Origin of the sequence: Streptomyces sp. TRM68416, assembly GCF_014596915.1 — a bacterium.
GTDB lineage: Bacteria > Actinomycetota > Actinomycetes > Streptomycetales > Streptomycetaceae > Streptomyces.
In genome coordinates this window covers 220046-234058 of the sequence record NZ_JACVWU010000004.1, presented here as the reverse complement: position 1 = coordinate 234058, position 14013 = coordinate 220046, and the positions used below count along the sequence as shown (strand labels likewise).

The 14013-nt window shown below is 70.6% G+C and carries 10 protein-coding genes; 8 read left to right on the top strand and 2 right to left on the bottom strand.

Annotated features, from left to right (window positions below; genetic code table 11):
* Positions 1–561: 561 nt before the first annotated feature.
* Entirely contained in the window at positions 562–1395 is an 834-nt protein-coding gene (locus tag ICC28_RS08635; protein WP_188287839.1) for an HAD family hydrolase, read from the top strand.
* Positions 1396–1785: 390 nt separating this feature from the next.
* Here the strand turns inward: ICC28_RS08635 and ICC28_RS08630 are convergent, their stop codons facing one another.
* Positions 1786–2610 carry an oxidoreductase gene (locus tag ICC28_RS08630; RefSeq protein ID WP_188287838.1) on the bottom strand — a complete coding sequence of 275 codons (825 nt, stop codon included), beginning with the start codon at positions 2608–2610 and terminating at the stop codon, positions 1786–1788.
* Between the two features lie 101 nt (positions 2611–2711).
* Here ICC28_RS08630 and ICC28_RS08625 point away from each other — a divergent pair, with 101 nt between their 5' ends.
* Positions 2712–3692, top strand: a complete 981-nt coding sequence (locus ICC28_RS08625; protein WP_188287837.1) for an ATP-binding protein — start codon at positions 2712–2714, stop codon at positions 3690–3692.
* A 3-nt stretch (positions 3693–3695) separates the two neighbouring features.
* Here the strand turns inward: ICC28_RS08625 and ICC28_RS08620 are convergent, their stop codons facing one another.
* A complete protein-coding gene (locus ICC28_RS08620; protein WP_188287836.1) occupies positions 3696–4973 on the bottom strand; it encodes a hypothetical protein in 1278 nt (425 codons plus the stop codon).
* A gap of 337 nt (positions 4974–5310) precedes the next feature.
* Here ICC28_RS08620 and ICC28_RS08615 point away from each other — a divergent pair, with 337 nt between their 5' ends.
* The 6 genes from ICC28_RS08615 (at position 5311) to ICC28_RS40405 (ending at position 14005) form a co-directional block, all read left to right on the top strand.
* Positions 5311–7788, top strand: coding sequence for a bifunctional SulP family inorganic anion transporter/carbonic anhydrase (locus tag ICC28_RS08615; RefSeq protein WP_188287835.1), 2478 nt, complete (start codon positions 5311–5313; stop codon positions 7786–7788).
* Between the two features lie 831 nt (positions 7789–8619).
* Positions 8620–10575 carry an acetate--CoA ligase gene (gene acs / locus ICC28_RS08610; protein WP_188287834.1) on the top strand — a complete coding sequence of 652 codons (1956 nt, stop codon included), beginning with the start codon at positions 8620–8622 and terminating at the stop codon, positions 10573–10575.
* A gap of 204 nt (positions 10576–10779) precedes the next feature.
* Positions 10780–12216 carry a Na+/H+ antiporter NhaA gene (gene nhaA / locus ICC28_RS08605; RefSeq protein WP_188287833.1) on the top strand — a complete coding sequence of 479 codons (1437 nt, stop codon included), beginning with the start codon at positions 10780–10782 and terminating at the stop codon, positions 12214–12216.
* Positions 12217–12260: 44 nt separating this feature from the next.
* Positions 12261–12752 carry a phage holin family protein gene (locus tag ICC28_RS08600; protein ID WP_188287832.1) on the top strand — a complete coding sequence of 164 codons (492 nt, stop codon included), beginning with the start codon at positions 12261–12263 and terminating at the stop codon, positions 12750–12752.
* Positions 12749–13672, top strand: a complete 924-nt coding sequence (locus tag ICC28_RS08595) for an alpha/beta fold hydrolase (protein WP_188287831.1) — start codon at positions 12749–12751, stop codon at positions 13670–13672. Before ICC28_RS08600 ends, ICC28_RS08595 begins: the two co-directional genes overlap by 4 nt.
* A gap of 150 nt (positions 13673–13822) precedes the next feature.
* Positions 13823–14005 carry a hypothetical protein gene (locus tag ICC28_RS40405; protein WP_223188546.1) on the top strand — a complete coding sequence of 61 codons (183 nt, stop codon included), beginning with the start codon at positions 13823–13825 and terminating at the stop codon, positions 14003–14005.
* Positions 14006–14013: the final 8 nt, after the last annotated feature.

Genomic DNA, 14013 nt, shown 5'->3' with positions numbered 1-14013 from the left:
CTCTCGCGCAGCCACTGCGGCCCCGCGATTCCCAAAGGTGTGGAGAACCGGGCGACCGGTCTCCATATGGGCGGCCGATACGAACCGGCCAAACACGCCCGACTAACCGGAACCGGCCATGAACTCGAAGCCGGCGGGGCGCGTGGGAATCACAGTGCAGCGATGCCGGAAATCGTGTGGATCTTGGTCGAAAACTGTGGACAACTCGGCGGTTGTGAATATCGCCGTCACCCATACCGGTGACCCCTGTACTGGTCTCCGTACGACTTCCGCAGCGCAGCGCGCCGACTACCGAGAGTGACGGATCATGGGCATGCAGAAGAGGCGGCCGCAGCCGCCTCGATGCGACCTCGCGGTCGCGTACAGAACGGAAAAACCCACCCGGACATGCGACGACCCCCGCCGGGGGGGAGAGCGGGGGTCGTCTCCACGGCCGACTCGGGGGGGGAGGAGCCGGGCCGGGTTAGCACGGTCGCGAACGATCCGTGACTTCCATGGTGTACCCGAGAGCCCTCTCAGGCAAACCCACGCGCCCCACCTTACGCCGAATGGGCTGCGCCTATGCTCGGGGTTGTGGAAAACCACTCCTTGCCCCGCACAGCTGCCTTCTTTGACCTGGACAAGACGGTCATTGCGAAGTCGAGCACGCTCACGTTCAGCAAGTCGTTCTACCAAGGCGGACTGATCAACCGCCGGGCCGTCCTGCGGACCGCGTACGCCCAGTTCGTCTTCCTCGCGGGCGGCGCCGACCACGACCAGATGGAGCGCATGCGCGAGTACCTGTCCGCGCTGTGCCGCGGCTGGAACGTCCAGCAGGTCAAGGAACTCGTCGCCGAGACCCTGCACGACCTGATCGACCCGATCATCTACGACGAGGCCGCCTCCCTCATCGAGGAGCACCACACCGCCGGCCGCGACGTGGTGATCGTGTCCACGTCCGGCGCCGAGGTGGTCGAGCCGATCGGCGAACTGCTCGGCGCGGACCGGGTGGTGGCCACCCGCATGGTCGTGGGCGACGACGGCTGCTTCACCGGCGAGGTGGAGTACTACGCGTACGGTCCGACGAAGGCCGAGGCGATCAAGGAGCTGGCCGAGTCCGAGGGCTACGACCTCTCCCGGTGCTACGCCTACAGCGACTCGGCGACCGACGTGCCGATGCTCCAGTCGGTCGGCCATCCGCACGCCGTGAACCCGGACCGCGCACTGCGCCGCGAGGCACTCGCGCGCGGGTGGCCGATTCTGGACTTCCACCGGCCGGTGCGGCTCAAGCAGCGGCTGCCCGCGCTCTCCGTACCGACCCGTCCGGCGCTCGTCGCGGCGGCGGCCATAGGGGCCGCGGCGGCCACCGCGGGGCTCGTCTGGTACGCCAGCCGCCGTCGCGCCGCACTGGTGTGAGCTGCGCGTTCGCCACCGCGCCCAGGGTGTTCGAAGTATCGGCGTCCGTTTACATCCTGTTTGAACCTAAAAGTAAAGAACTGCAGCCAGGACTTCCGCTTGCTCCACACCTGGAGTACAAAGGATTCAACGGCCCGCGAGACCAAGGACATCCGAGAGGATCACCTTAAAACGCATGTTGGCCCCACGGACCGAGCATGAACACTGGGCACCCACGCGACGTCGACCCGTCGATTACGGGCCAGCCGCACCAGGTGACGGGCAAAGTTCCCGACCTGATGGGCAACATATCGAGGACGCTTGGTAACCCGGTGGACATGCCAGCGGCGGTACGGAGTCTCGTACCGCCGCAGCCCGTTGCGCCCCCTCCTCGGAGGGGGCCGTTTCGTTCTAGGCCGCGCCCCGCTGGAGCGCTTCGCACACCGCCGTGGACTCGCGCGCACCGAGCCCGACCGCCTTGCCGCAGTGCTCGATCCAGGCCGCCATGCCCTCCGGCGTGCCGGAGGCGTACCCGTCGAGCGCCGCGAGATAGGCCGCCCGGCCGAGTTCGGCGTGGCCGACCTCCGCCGGACAGACGGACTTGGGGTCGAGGCCGCTGCCCACCAGGACGATGCGTTCGGCCGCGCGCGCGACGAGGCCGTTGTGGGACGTGAAGGGCCGCAGCGCGAGCAGCTCGCCGTGCACGACGGCGGCCGTCACCAGCGCCGGGGCGGAACCCCCCGCGATGATCAGCTCGGACAGGCCCTCCAGCCGGCCGTGCACCTCCGACGCGCCCGGCAGCGGCAGCTCGACCAACGGCTCGTCGACCGGCTCGCCCGCCTGCCGCGGCCGCCCGACCTCGGGACCGTCGGACGCCGCCGCCACCAGGTGCAGGCGCGCCAGCACCCGCAGCGGCGACTGCCGCCAGATGGACAGCAGCTGGCCCGCCTCGGCGGTCAGCCGCAGGGCCGCGCCCATGACCCGCGCCTCGTCGTCGCCGCTGAAGTCGGTACGTCGGCGCACCTCTTCGAGGGCCCAGTCGGCACCGGACAGCGCCCCGGAACCACGGGCGCCGCGCAGCGCCGCCTCGGAGGTGATCTCGTTGCTGCGGCGCCGCATGATCCGGTGCCCGTAGACCCGGTCCACGGCCTTGCGCACGGACTCCACGGACTCGGCCACCCCGGGCAGCGAACCCAGCGCCGCGAGCGGATCGGCGTCAGCACCTGTCGTACTCATGAGTACGACATTACGCACCCCGGGCCTCCGCCCCACGATCGAGTGGCCTTCTTCACGTCCGCACAGCACCCACAGCCACCGCGCCACTACGCTTGGTGAACATGAAAATTGCTTTCGTCGGGAAGGGCGGCAGCGGCAAGACGGCCCTGTCCTCCCTGTTCATCCGGCATCTCGCGGCAGCCGGAGCGCCGGTGGTCGCGGTCGACGCCGACATCAACCAGCACCTCGGAGCGGCACTCGGCCTCGACGAGCGCGAAGCGGCGGCGCTGCCCGCGATGGGCGACCGGCTGCCGTTGATCAAGGACTACCTGCGCGGCTCCAACCCCCGCATCGCGTCCGCCGAGACGATGATCAAGACGACCCCGCCCGGCGAGGGCTCCCGCCTGCTGCGGGTGCGCGAGGACAACCCGGTCTACGAGGCCTGCGCCCGGCCGGTGGAACTCGACGGCGGCGCCGTCCGTTTGATGGTCACCGGGCCCTTCACGGACGCCGACCTGGGGGTCGCCTGCTACCACTCCAAGACGGGAGCGGTGGAGCTGTGCCTGAACCACCTGGTGGACGGTCGTGACGAGTACGTCGTGGTGGACATGACCGCGGGCTCGGACTCCTTCGCCTCCGGCATGTTCACCCGCTTCGACATCACGTTCCTCGTCGCCGAGCCGACCCGGAAGGGGGTCTCCGTCTATCGCCAGTACAAGGAGTACGCCCGCGACTTCGGCGTCACCCTGAAGGTCGTCGGCAACAAGGTGCAGGGCCGGGACGATCTCGACTTCCTCCGCGCCGAGGTCGGGGACGACCTGCTCGTGACGGTCGGGCACTCGGACTGGGTGCGCGCCATGGAGAAGGGCCGCCCGCCCCGGTTCGACCGCCTGGAGGACGCCAACCGCCGCGCCCTGCGGGAGTTGCAGTCGGCCGCCGACGCCACGTACGAGGTACGGGACTGGGAGCGCTACACCCGCCAGATGGTGCACTTCCACCTGAAGAACGCGCAGTCGTGGGGCAACGAGCGGACGGGGGCCGACCTGGCCGCGCAGGTCGACCCCTCCTTCGTCCTCGGGGAGAGCGTCACCGCCCTGGCGTGACGGTCAGGGCTTCGCCGCCGGCGCCCCGGGCACGCCCTTCGGCGCCGGGGCGGGGCGGCCCGCCAGGAAGGACGCCCAGCCCTCCTGCGGGGCCTCGCCCACCTTCAGGGTGGTGAGCTTCGCCAGGACCTTCGGGTCCTGGGCGTCCAGCCAGTCGGCGAGCTGCCGGAACGACACACAGCGCACCTCGGCCTTGGTGCACACCCGCTCGATGACCTCCTCGACGGCCCGCATGTAGGTGCCGCCGTTCCAGGACTCGAAGTGGTTGCCGATGATCAGGGGCGCGCGGTTGCCGTCGTAGGCGCGGTGGAAGCCCCCGAGCAGTCCGTCACGCATCTGGTCGCCCCAGAACTCGTACTTGTCCGGGTCGCCCTGGCTGGTGGTGCCGGACTGGTTGACCATGAAGTTGTAGTCCATGGTCAGTTGCTCGTAGGAGTGGCCGGGGAACGGCACGAGCTGCATGGACAGGTCCCACAGGCCTTCCTTCTTCTTCGGCCAGACCTGGTTGTTGACGCCGCTGGTGTCGTAGCGGAAGCCCAGTTCGCGGGCCGCCTGCATGAAGTTCTTCTGCCCCTCCAGGCACGGCGTGCGGGCGCCGATGAGCTCCTTGTCGTAGTCGAAGGGCAGCGGGGACGCCTTCGTCAGGCCGGTGTTGGTCTTCCAGGACTTCACGAACTGCTTCGCCTGGGCGATCTCGTCCTTCCAGTCCTGCACCGACCACTCGCCGACGCCGCCGCCCTTGCCGCAGAAGTGGCCGTTGAAGTGGGTGCCGATCTCGTTGCCCTCCAGCCACGCCCCGCGCAGTTGCTCGACGGTGTCGGCGATCCCCTGCTCGTCGTTGAAGCCGATGTCGGAGCGGCCCGGGGAGTGCTGCGGCGGCCGGTACAGGTCGCGCTTGTGCTCCGGCAGCATGTACACGCCGCTCAGGAAGTACGTCATCGTCGCGTTGTTGGCCTTGGCGACCTTGCGGAAGTGCGAGAACAGCCGCTGGCCGTCCTCGCCCGCGCCGTCCCAGGAGAACACCACGAACTGCGGCGGCTTCTGACCGGGCTTCAGCCGTTCGGGTCTGGGCAGGTGCGGCTGGGCGCCGGTGTACGAGGTCGAGCCGTCCCCGATCAGGCGGACCGGGCTCTTCTTGGGCGGCGCCTGGGCCGGCTTCGCCTTCTGCGGGCCGGGAGCCCCTTCGTGGGAACCGTCGGTGCCGAGGGCACAGCCGGCGAGCGATGCGGCACAGACCGCGGCGACCACGGCGCCCGCGGCGATCCTCTGGGTGGCGGCCATGTTCCGCCCACCTCTTCCTTCTCTCAGGCCAACGCCGGCAAGGGCGTTTTCTGGTGATCTGCCGGAAGTGCCGACAGCGCCGCCAAGGTCGCACGGGACCGAGAAGGAATTAGTACGACAAGCCGATCAAAGATCCGCATCACTCTTACGGGCCAGGTATTCACCCATTTGCCTGGAAAATCTATGCTCGCCCTTTACTCTCCATTACGATCCATTTACTGAGCGTTGATCCATCCCGCCGCTGCACGCCGTGCCCCACGGCCGCGACCCCGACCCCCGTCACCCGACGGGGGACCGCCCCACCCGCGACCGCGCCGCCCCGGAGGAGACGGGAACCATGTCAGCCTGCGTCCCCACCCGCGCCACCGACCCCACTCGGCCCCCGCGCACCCGCACACCCCACAGTTCGCCCCCGCCCCGGCGCCGCCTGCGTGTCGCCGGTGCCGATGTCTCCGCTTCCATCGCGGTCTTCCTGATCGCCCTCCCCCTGTCCCTCGGCATCGCCCTGGCCACCGGCGCCCCCCTCCAGGCGGGTCTCGTCGCCGCCGCCGTCGGCGGACTCGTGGCCGGACGGCTCGGCGGCGCCCCGCTCCAGGTCAGCGGCCCTGCCGCCGGTCTCACGGTGGTCACCGCCGACCTCATCCAGCGCTACGGCTGGCGGACCACCTGCGCCATCACCGTCCTCGCGGGACTCGCCCAACTGGGCCTGGGCTTCCTGCGCGTGGCCCGTACCGCGCTCGCGGTCAGCCCCGCCATCGTGCACGGCATGCTGGCCGGCATCGGCGTCACCATCGCCGTCGCCCAGCTGCACATCGTCCTCGGCGGCACGCCGCAGAGCTCCGTCCCGGACAACCTGCGCGCCCTGCCCGCCCAGTTGGCCGACCTGCACCCGGCGGCCCTGTCGACGAGCGCGCTGACCCTCGCCCTGCTGCTGCTCTGGCCGCGGATCCCCGGCCGGGCCGGACGCCTCCTGCGCAAGATCCCGGCCGCCCTGATCGCCGTCGCCGGCGCCACCGCGACCGCCTCGCTCGCCGGGCTCCGTCTGCCCAAGGTCGACCTGCCGTCCTGGAGCAGCCATGCCCTGGCCGGGCTCCCCGAGGGCCCGGTGCTCGGCCTGGTCGCCGCGGTACTGACCACCACCCTGGTGTGCAGCGTGCAGTCGCTGCTCGGCGCGGTCGCCGTGGACAAGCTGGTGGCCGCACGCCCGGGCCTGCCCCTCCGCGTGGGCCGCGCCGAACTGGACCGCGAACTGCTCGGCCAGGGGGCCGCCAACATCGTCTCCGGCGGCCTCGGCGGGCTGCCCGTCGCCGGTGTGGCCGTGCGCAGTTCCGCGAATGTCCAAGCCGGTGCCGTGAGCCGGAACTCCACGATGCTGCACGGCGTTCTTGTAGTAGTTGCCGCGCTGCTGATGGTCCCGATCCTGGAGCTCATCCCGCTCGCCTCGCTCGCCGCCCTGGTCATGGCCGTCGGCATCCAGATGGTGTCCCTGCACCACATCCGCACGGTGACCCGCCACCGCGAGGTGCTGGTCTACGCCGTCACCCTCGCCGGCGTGGTCTCCCTCGGCGTCCTGGAAGGCGTGACGCTGGGGATCGCCGTAGCCGTCGCCGTCTCCCTGCACCGCCTCGCCCGCACCCGCATCACCCACGACGAGAAGGAAGGAGTCCATTACGTACATGTCAGAGGGCAGTTGACGTTCCTCGCGGTGCCGCGGCTCAGTCGCGCCCTGCACCTCGTGCCCCAAGGGACCCGGGCCGTCGTGGAGTTGGACGGGTCGTTCATGGACCACGCGGCGTACGAGTCCTTGCAGGACTGGCAGAACACGCACACCGCGCAAGGAGGCTCCGTCGAGCTGACCGGCCGCCGCGCCGGAGTCCGCATCGCCGAACCCGGGGCCGCCGCAGACCCGCACGCCGGCTCCGAGGCCGCCGAGGCGACCGCTCCCCACGGCTGCCGCTGCAGCCCCTGGACGCCCTGGCGCAACCACCAGTGCGAGCGCCCGCAGCCCCCGTCCGAGCACGCCGAGTCCCCGTCCGGCCCCGGCACGGACAACGGTTCCGGTGTGGCCGGTCGGGCCAGTGGGGCCGGTGGGGCCGGTGGCATCGGTCGGGCCGGTGGGATCGGTGTACACGGATCCAGCGGGCACGAACTGGCGCGCGGCATCAGCGCGTTCCAGCGCAACACCGCTCCACTGGTGCGGGGCGAGCTGGCGCGGCTGGCCCGTGAGGGACAGCGGCCCTCCCAGCTCTTCCTCACCTGCGCCGATTCGCGTCTCGTCACCTCGATGATCACCTCCAGTGGTCCCGGTGACCTCTTCGTGGTGCGCAACGTGGGCAACCTCGTGCCCCTGCCCGGCGAGGAGAGCGGGGACGACTCGGTGGCGGCCGCGATCGAGTACGCGGTGGACGTACTGAAGGTGCGGTCCATCACGGTGTGCGGGCACTCCGGGTGCGGGGCCATGCAGGCGCTGCTCAACTCCGAGCCCGGAGGGGCTCAGACCCCGCTCAAGCGGTGGCTGCGGCACGGGTTGCCGAGCCTGGAGCGCATGGCCGACGGCGGCCGGCCGTGGGCGCGGCTCGCCGGGCGGGCGCCGGCGGACGCGGTCGAGCAGCTCTGTCTGACCAATGTGGTCCAGCAGTTGGAGCATCTGCGGGCTCACGAGTCCGTGGCCCGCGCTCTGCGGAAGGGGGAGTTGGCGCTGCACGGAATGTACTTCCACGTGGGCGAGGCCCAGGCCTATCTGCTCACCGAGACGTCCGACACGGGGGTGTTCGACCATGTGACCGACACGGAGGAACTGCACAGCCCGGCGTAGACGCGGGTCCGCGCCGGAGCGGACGACGGGGCCGCGCGGGGCGGTCTCGGCGCGGACGCCGCAGAAGCCGGGCCGGCATCGGCGTCGGCGTCGGCGTCGGCGTCGGCGTCGGCGTCGGCGGCAGCTTGCAGCGGCCGGACGGGGCCTTCCGGCGAGTCGCCAGTCGGCGGGCACCCCCGCATCAGTGCCCAGGCACCCAGGCGCCCGCGCGGGGACGTCGGCGTCCGCCGGGCTCCAGCGCACCGGCGTCTCCGGGTGCGGGAGGATGCAAGCCCGGCGCGGGCGTGCGCGGGTCGTCACCGCAGGGGGCCGGGGCGGCTGCCGCCCCGGCGGCGGAGGTGGGGCCGGCGCGGACACGGCCATCCGCATGACGGCCCGGTGCGCCTTCCGGGAGCCGTTCCGGGGCGTGACGGAATCGTCGGCTCCAGCAGTCGCTGTGCCCCGGGGTGCGCCCGGTCGCGGGCTGTCGCGCGGGCCGTAGCGCGAGGCGTTCGGCGGTCGGCGCGCGCGGCGGCGTTGCGGAGGGTGCCGTGGGCGTGAGCTCGACCGTTGCGCGTCCGCGACACGCCGGGCGGCGGCAACGGCTGGACGGGGCCCCGGATCCCGTATGCCTTCCCCTGCTGGTCCCCTCTCGTGTGAGAGGGGTAACAAACCCTGAACTTCACCAGGTCAGCGTCCGTGGATACGGGGGACGCCGACTGCCGAAAGCAACGTCACCACCGAGCCGTACACAGGTCTAAACCAATTTCCCGTCGGCCCTTGTCATCGGGCCCCTGGGTCTGATGAGCTGTGGCCTGGGACACAACGGACACCCTGGGAAAGGGAGATGTCGTGAGCAACGAAAGCCTGGCCAACCTGCTCAAGGAAGAGCGCAGGTTCGCACCCCCCGCCGACCTGGCCGCGAACGCCAACGTCACGGCGGAGGCGTATGAACAGGCCAAGGCTGACAGGCTCGGCTTCTGGGCCGAGCAGGCCCGCCGGCTGACCTGGGCCAAGGAGCCGACCGAGACGCTGGACTGGTCGAACCCGCCGTTCGCCAAGTGGTTCAAGGACGGCGAGCTGAACGTCGCGTACAACTGCGTGGACCGGCACGTGGAGGCCGGACACGGCGACCGGGTCGCCATCCACTTCGAGGGCGAGCCCGGCGACAGCCGCGCGATCACCTACGCCGAGATCAAGGACGAGGTCTCCAAGGCCGCCAACGCCCTGCTGGAGCTGGGCGTCCGGAAGGGCGACCGGGTCGCCGTCTACATGCCGATGATCCCCGAGACGGCCGTCGCGATGCTCGCGTGCGCCCGGATCGGCGCCGCCCACTCGGTCGTCTTCGGCGGCTTCTCGGCGGACGCGCTGGCCACCCGTATCCAGGACGCCGACGCCAAGGTCGTCATCACCTCCGACGGCGGTTACCGGCGCGGCAAGCCCTCCGCGCTCAAGCCGGCCGTGGACGAGGCGGTCTCCAAGGTCGACAACGTCGAGCACGTGCTCGTGGTGCGCCGTACCGGCCAGGAGGTCGCCTGGGACGACAGCCGTGACGTGTGGTGGCACGAGATCGTCGAGCGGCAGTCGGCCGAGCACGCTCCCGAGGCCTTCCACGCCGAGCAGCCGCTGTTCATCCTCTACACGTCCGGTACGACGGGTAAGCCCAAGGGCATCCTGCACACCTCCGGCGGCTACCTCACCCAGGCGGCCTACACCCACCACGCCGTCTTCGACCTCAAGCCGGAGACCGACGTGTACTGGTGCACCGCCGACGTCGGCTGGGTCACCGGGCACTCGTACATCGTCTACGGTCCGCTCGCGAACGGCGCCACCCAGGTGATGTACGAGGGCACACCGGACACCCCGCACCAGGGCCGCTTCTGGGAGATCGTGCAGAAGTACGGGGTCACCATCCTGTACACGGCGCCGACCGCCATCCGTACGTTCATGAAGTGGGGCGACGACATCCCCGCGAAGTTCGATCTGAGCAGCCTGCGCGTCCTCGGGTCGGTCGGTGAGCCGATCAACCCCGAGGCCTGGATCTGGTACCGCAAGCACATCGGCGCGGACGCCACCCCGATCGTGGACACCTGGTGGCAGACCGAGACCGGCGCGATGATGATCTCGCCGCTGCCCGGCGTGACCGAGACCAAGCCCGGCTCCGCGCAGACCCCGCTGCCCGGCATCTCCGCGACCGTCGTCGACGACGAGGCCAACGAGGTCCCGAACGGCGGTGGCGGCTACCTGGTGCTGACCGAGCCGTGGCCGTCGATGCTCCGCACGATCTGGGGCGACGACCAGCGCTTCATCGACACCTACTGGTCGCGCTTCGAGGGCAAGTACTTCGCCGGTGACGGGGCGAAGAAGGACGACGACGGCGACATCTGGCTGCTGGGCCGGGTCGACGACGTGATGCTCGTGTCCGGGCACAACATCTCCACCACCGAGGTGGAGTCCGCCCTCGTCTCCCACCCGTCGGTGGCCGAGGCGGCCGTCGTCGGCGCGGCCGACGAGACGACCGGGCAGGCGATCGTCGCGTTCGTGATCCTGCGCGGTACGGCGGCCGAGACCGAGGCGCTGGTCGCCGAGCTGCGCAACCACGTGGGCGCCACGCTCGGCCCGATCGCCAAGCCGAAGCGGATCATGCCGGTGGCCGAGCTGCCGAAGACCCGATCCGGCAAGATCATGCGCCGTCTGCTGCGCGACATCGCCGAGAACCGTGAGCTCGGTGACGTCACCACGCTGACCGACTCCACGGTCATGGACCTCATCCAGGCCAAGCTGCCGGCGGCGCCGAGCGAGGACTGATCCGCAGGACCATCGGGGGTCCACGGACCGCCGAAGGGCCGCCCGGCGAACACGCCGGGCGGCCTTCTTTATGACTAATGTGAGATGCGCCTGATTCCTCCCGGCGCACCTTAGCTAAACTAAGCAAAACTTTGTCTCAAACAGGTGTGCCGGGAAGTCTGGTCGGCATGTACTCCGTGCTGCCTACCCGACCGGAGGTCACTCTTGTCCGCGCCCCGCCCTGCCCCCAACCGCAAGGTTCTTGGACGTCTCTCCCTGCCCGAGCGCACCTTCGTCGCGGACGCGCTGCGCACCGAGACAGTCGGCGGTGTGCTGCTGCTCCTGGCCGCGGTCACCGCGCTGATCTGGGCAAACGTCCCTGCCTTGCACGACAGCTACGAGAGTGTCAGCCACTACCACATAGGGCCCGCGGCCCTCGGGCTCGATCTGTCCATCGCCCACTGGGCCGCCGACGGCCTTCTCGCGATCTTCTTCTTCGTCGCCGGCATCGAGCTCAAGCGCGAACTCGTCGCCGGTGACCTCCGCGACCCCAAGGCAGCCGCGCTGCCCGTGGTGGCGGCCCTGTGCGGCATGGCCGTACCGGCGCTCGTGTACGTCGTCACCAATGTCACCCGTGGTGGCTCCCTGGACGGCTGGGCGGTCCCCACCGCCACCGACATCGCCTTCGCGCTGGCCGTCCTCGCCGTCATCGGCACCTCCCTGCCGAGCGCCCTGCGGGCCTTCCTGCTCACCCTCGCCGTGGTCGACGACCTCTTCGCGATCATGATCATCGCGGTCTTCTTCACCGACACCCTCAACTTCGCCGCCCTCGGCGGCGCGGTGGTCGGCCTCGCCGTCTTCTGGCTGCTGCTGCGGAAGGGCGTACGCGGCTGGTACGTCTACGTCCCGCTCGCGCTCGTGATCTGGGCGCTGATGTACAACAGCGGCATTCACGCCACCATCGCCGGCGTCGCCATGGGCCTTATGCTGCGCTGCACCCGGCGCGAGGGCGAGGAGCACTCCCTGGGCGAGCACATCGAGCACCTCGTACGGCCCGTCTCGGCCGGTCTGGCCGTGCCGTTGTTCGCGCTGTTCAGCGCGGGGGTCTCGGTCTCCGGCGGCGCGGTCGGCGATGTGTTCACCCAGCCGGAGACGCTCGGCGTGGTGCTCGGTCTCGTGGTCGGCAAGACACTCGGCATCTTCGGCGGCACCTGGCTGACGGCGCGTTTCACCCGGGCCTCGCTCAGCGACGACCTCGCCTGGGCCGACGTGTTCGCGGTGGCCGCCCTCGCCGGTATCGGCTTCACCGTCTCACTGCTCATCGGCGAGCTCGCCTTCCAGGGCGACGCGGCGATGACGGACGAGGTCAAGGCCGCCGTCCTGCTGGGCTCCCTCATCGCGGCGACCCTGGCGGCGGTGCTGCTGAAGATCCGGAACGGCAAGTACCGCCGGATGTGCGAGGCGGAGGAGCGCGACGAGGACGCCGACGGCATTCCGGACATCTACGAGGAGGACAACCCGGAGTACCACCTGCGGATGGCCGTCATCCACGAGCGCAAGGCCGCCGAGCACCGTCGCATCGCCGAGGCCAAGGCCGCCGAGCGCCACGCACTCGCGGAAGTGGCGGGCGGGGCGAGCGAGGGCAACGGCCGTCGGGCATGATCTGACGGGACGGTACAAAACCCGCTCGACAGAGGGAGAACGCGATGAGCGCACCCGACGGCAGCCCGGTCGGCACCGAACGCAGCATCGGCCAGCTGTTCGCCTCGGCGACCACCGAGATGTCGGCGCTGGTGCACGACGAGATCGCGCTGGCGAAGGCGCAGCTCAGGCAGGACGTGAAGCGCGGGGCCACCAGTGGCGGGGCGTTCATGGTGGCCGGCGCGGTGCTGGTGTTCTCCCTGCCGATGCTCAACTTCGCCCTGGCGTACGGCATCCGGACCTGGAGCGACTGGAACATGGCGGTCTGCTTCCTGCTGTCCTTCGCGGCGAACGTGCTCATCGCGGGCGGCCTGGCGCTGATCGGCGTCGTGTTCGCGAAGAAGGCCAAGAAGAGCAAGGGCCCGCAGAAGGTGGCCGCGTCCATGAAGGAGACGGCGGGCGTCCTGCAGAACGCCAAGCCCCACCCGCGTACCGCGCCGGCCCTCGAGGACCGCTCGCCCGCGGCCATCGAGGCTGTGGCACGCTCGTCGTCATGACGGAAGCCGCCCCGCCCACGGTCGTACGGCCCGACGGTCCCTGGACCCATCGCGACGTCGCGGCCAACGGCGCGCGCTTCCACATCGCCGAGATGGGCGACGGGCCGCTGGTGCTGCTGCTGCACGGCTTCCCGCAGTTCTGGTGGACCTGGCGGCACCAGCTGCCGGCGCTCGCCGACGCCGGCTTCCGGGCCGTCGCGATGGACCTGCGCGGAGTCGGCGGCAGCGACCGCACCCCCCGCGGCTACGACCCCGCCAACCTCGCCCTCGACATCACCGGCGTGATCCGCTCCCTCGGCGAGCCGGACGCCGCGCTGGTCGGCCATGACCTGGGCGGATACCTGGCGTGGACGGCCGCCGTGATGCGCCCGAAGCTGGTACGGCGACTCGCGGTCGCGTCCATGCCGCACCCCCGTCGGTGGCGCTCGGCGATGCTCTCCGACGTCAAGCAGACGACCGCCGGTTCCTACATCTGGGGGTTTCAGCGTCCCTGGATCCCGGAGCGGCAGCTCACCGCCGACGACGGGGCGCTGGTGGGGCGGCTCGTGCGCGACTGGTCCGGGCCTCGGCTGCCGGACGACGAGGCGGTGGAGACGTACCGGCGCGCCATGTCCATCCCCTCCACGGCGCACTGCGCGATCGAGCCGTACCGCTGGATGGTGCGGTCCATGGCGCGTCCCGACGGCATCCAGTTCAACCGGCGCATGAAACGGCCGGTGCGGGTGCCCACGCTGCATCTGCACGGTTCCCTGGACCCCGTGATGCGCACCCGCAGCGCGGCGGGGTCCGGCGAGTACGTAGAAGCGCCGTACCGCTGGCGGCTGTTCGACGGTCTCGGCCACTTTCCCCACGAAGAGGATCCGGTGGCCTTCTCCGCCGAACTGGTCAACTGGCTGAAGGATCCGGAGCCCGACCGGTAGCGGTGGACGAACCCGGTCGGTGACCGTGTCGGTGCGCCCGGTATCCGGCTCTGAACGCCTGTACTACGAACAGCCAAATGCCCGGCGCATAGGCCAATTGGGGGCCCTGGGGGCGGTTATCGACCATGGGGCAGGGGCACACGTCGGGGTATGGGCTGGACGCACGACTACAGTGACGCAGCACGCAACCGCCGCTCGGGCAACGGCCTGAGCTCCCACCAACGGGGGCCCGCCCCGCAGATGGCGGGCAGCGACCCCCGGGTGGGGATCCCGCGCATCCTGCGCCGCCGGGCCCGCTGGGTCTCGGTACGGCTGCGTCACCCGCGCGGCTGAGCGCCCGG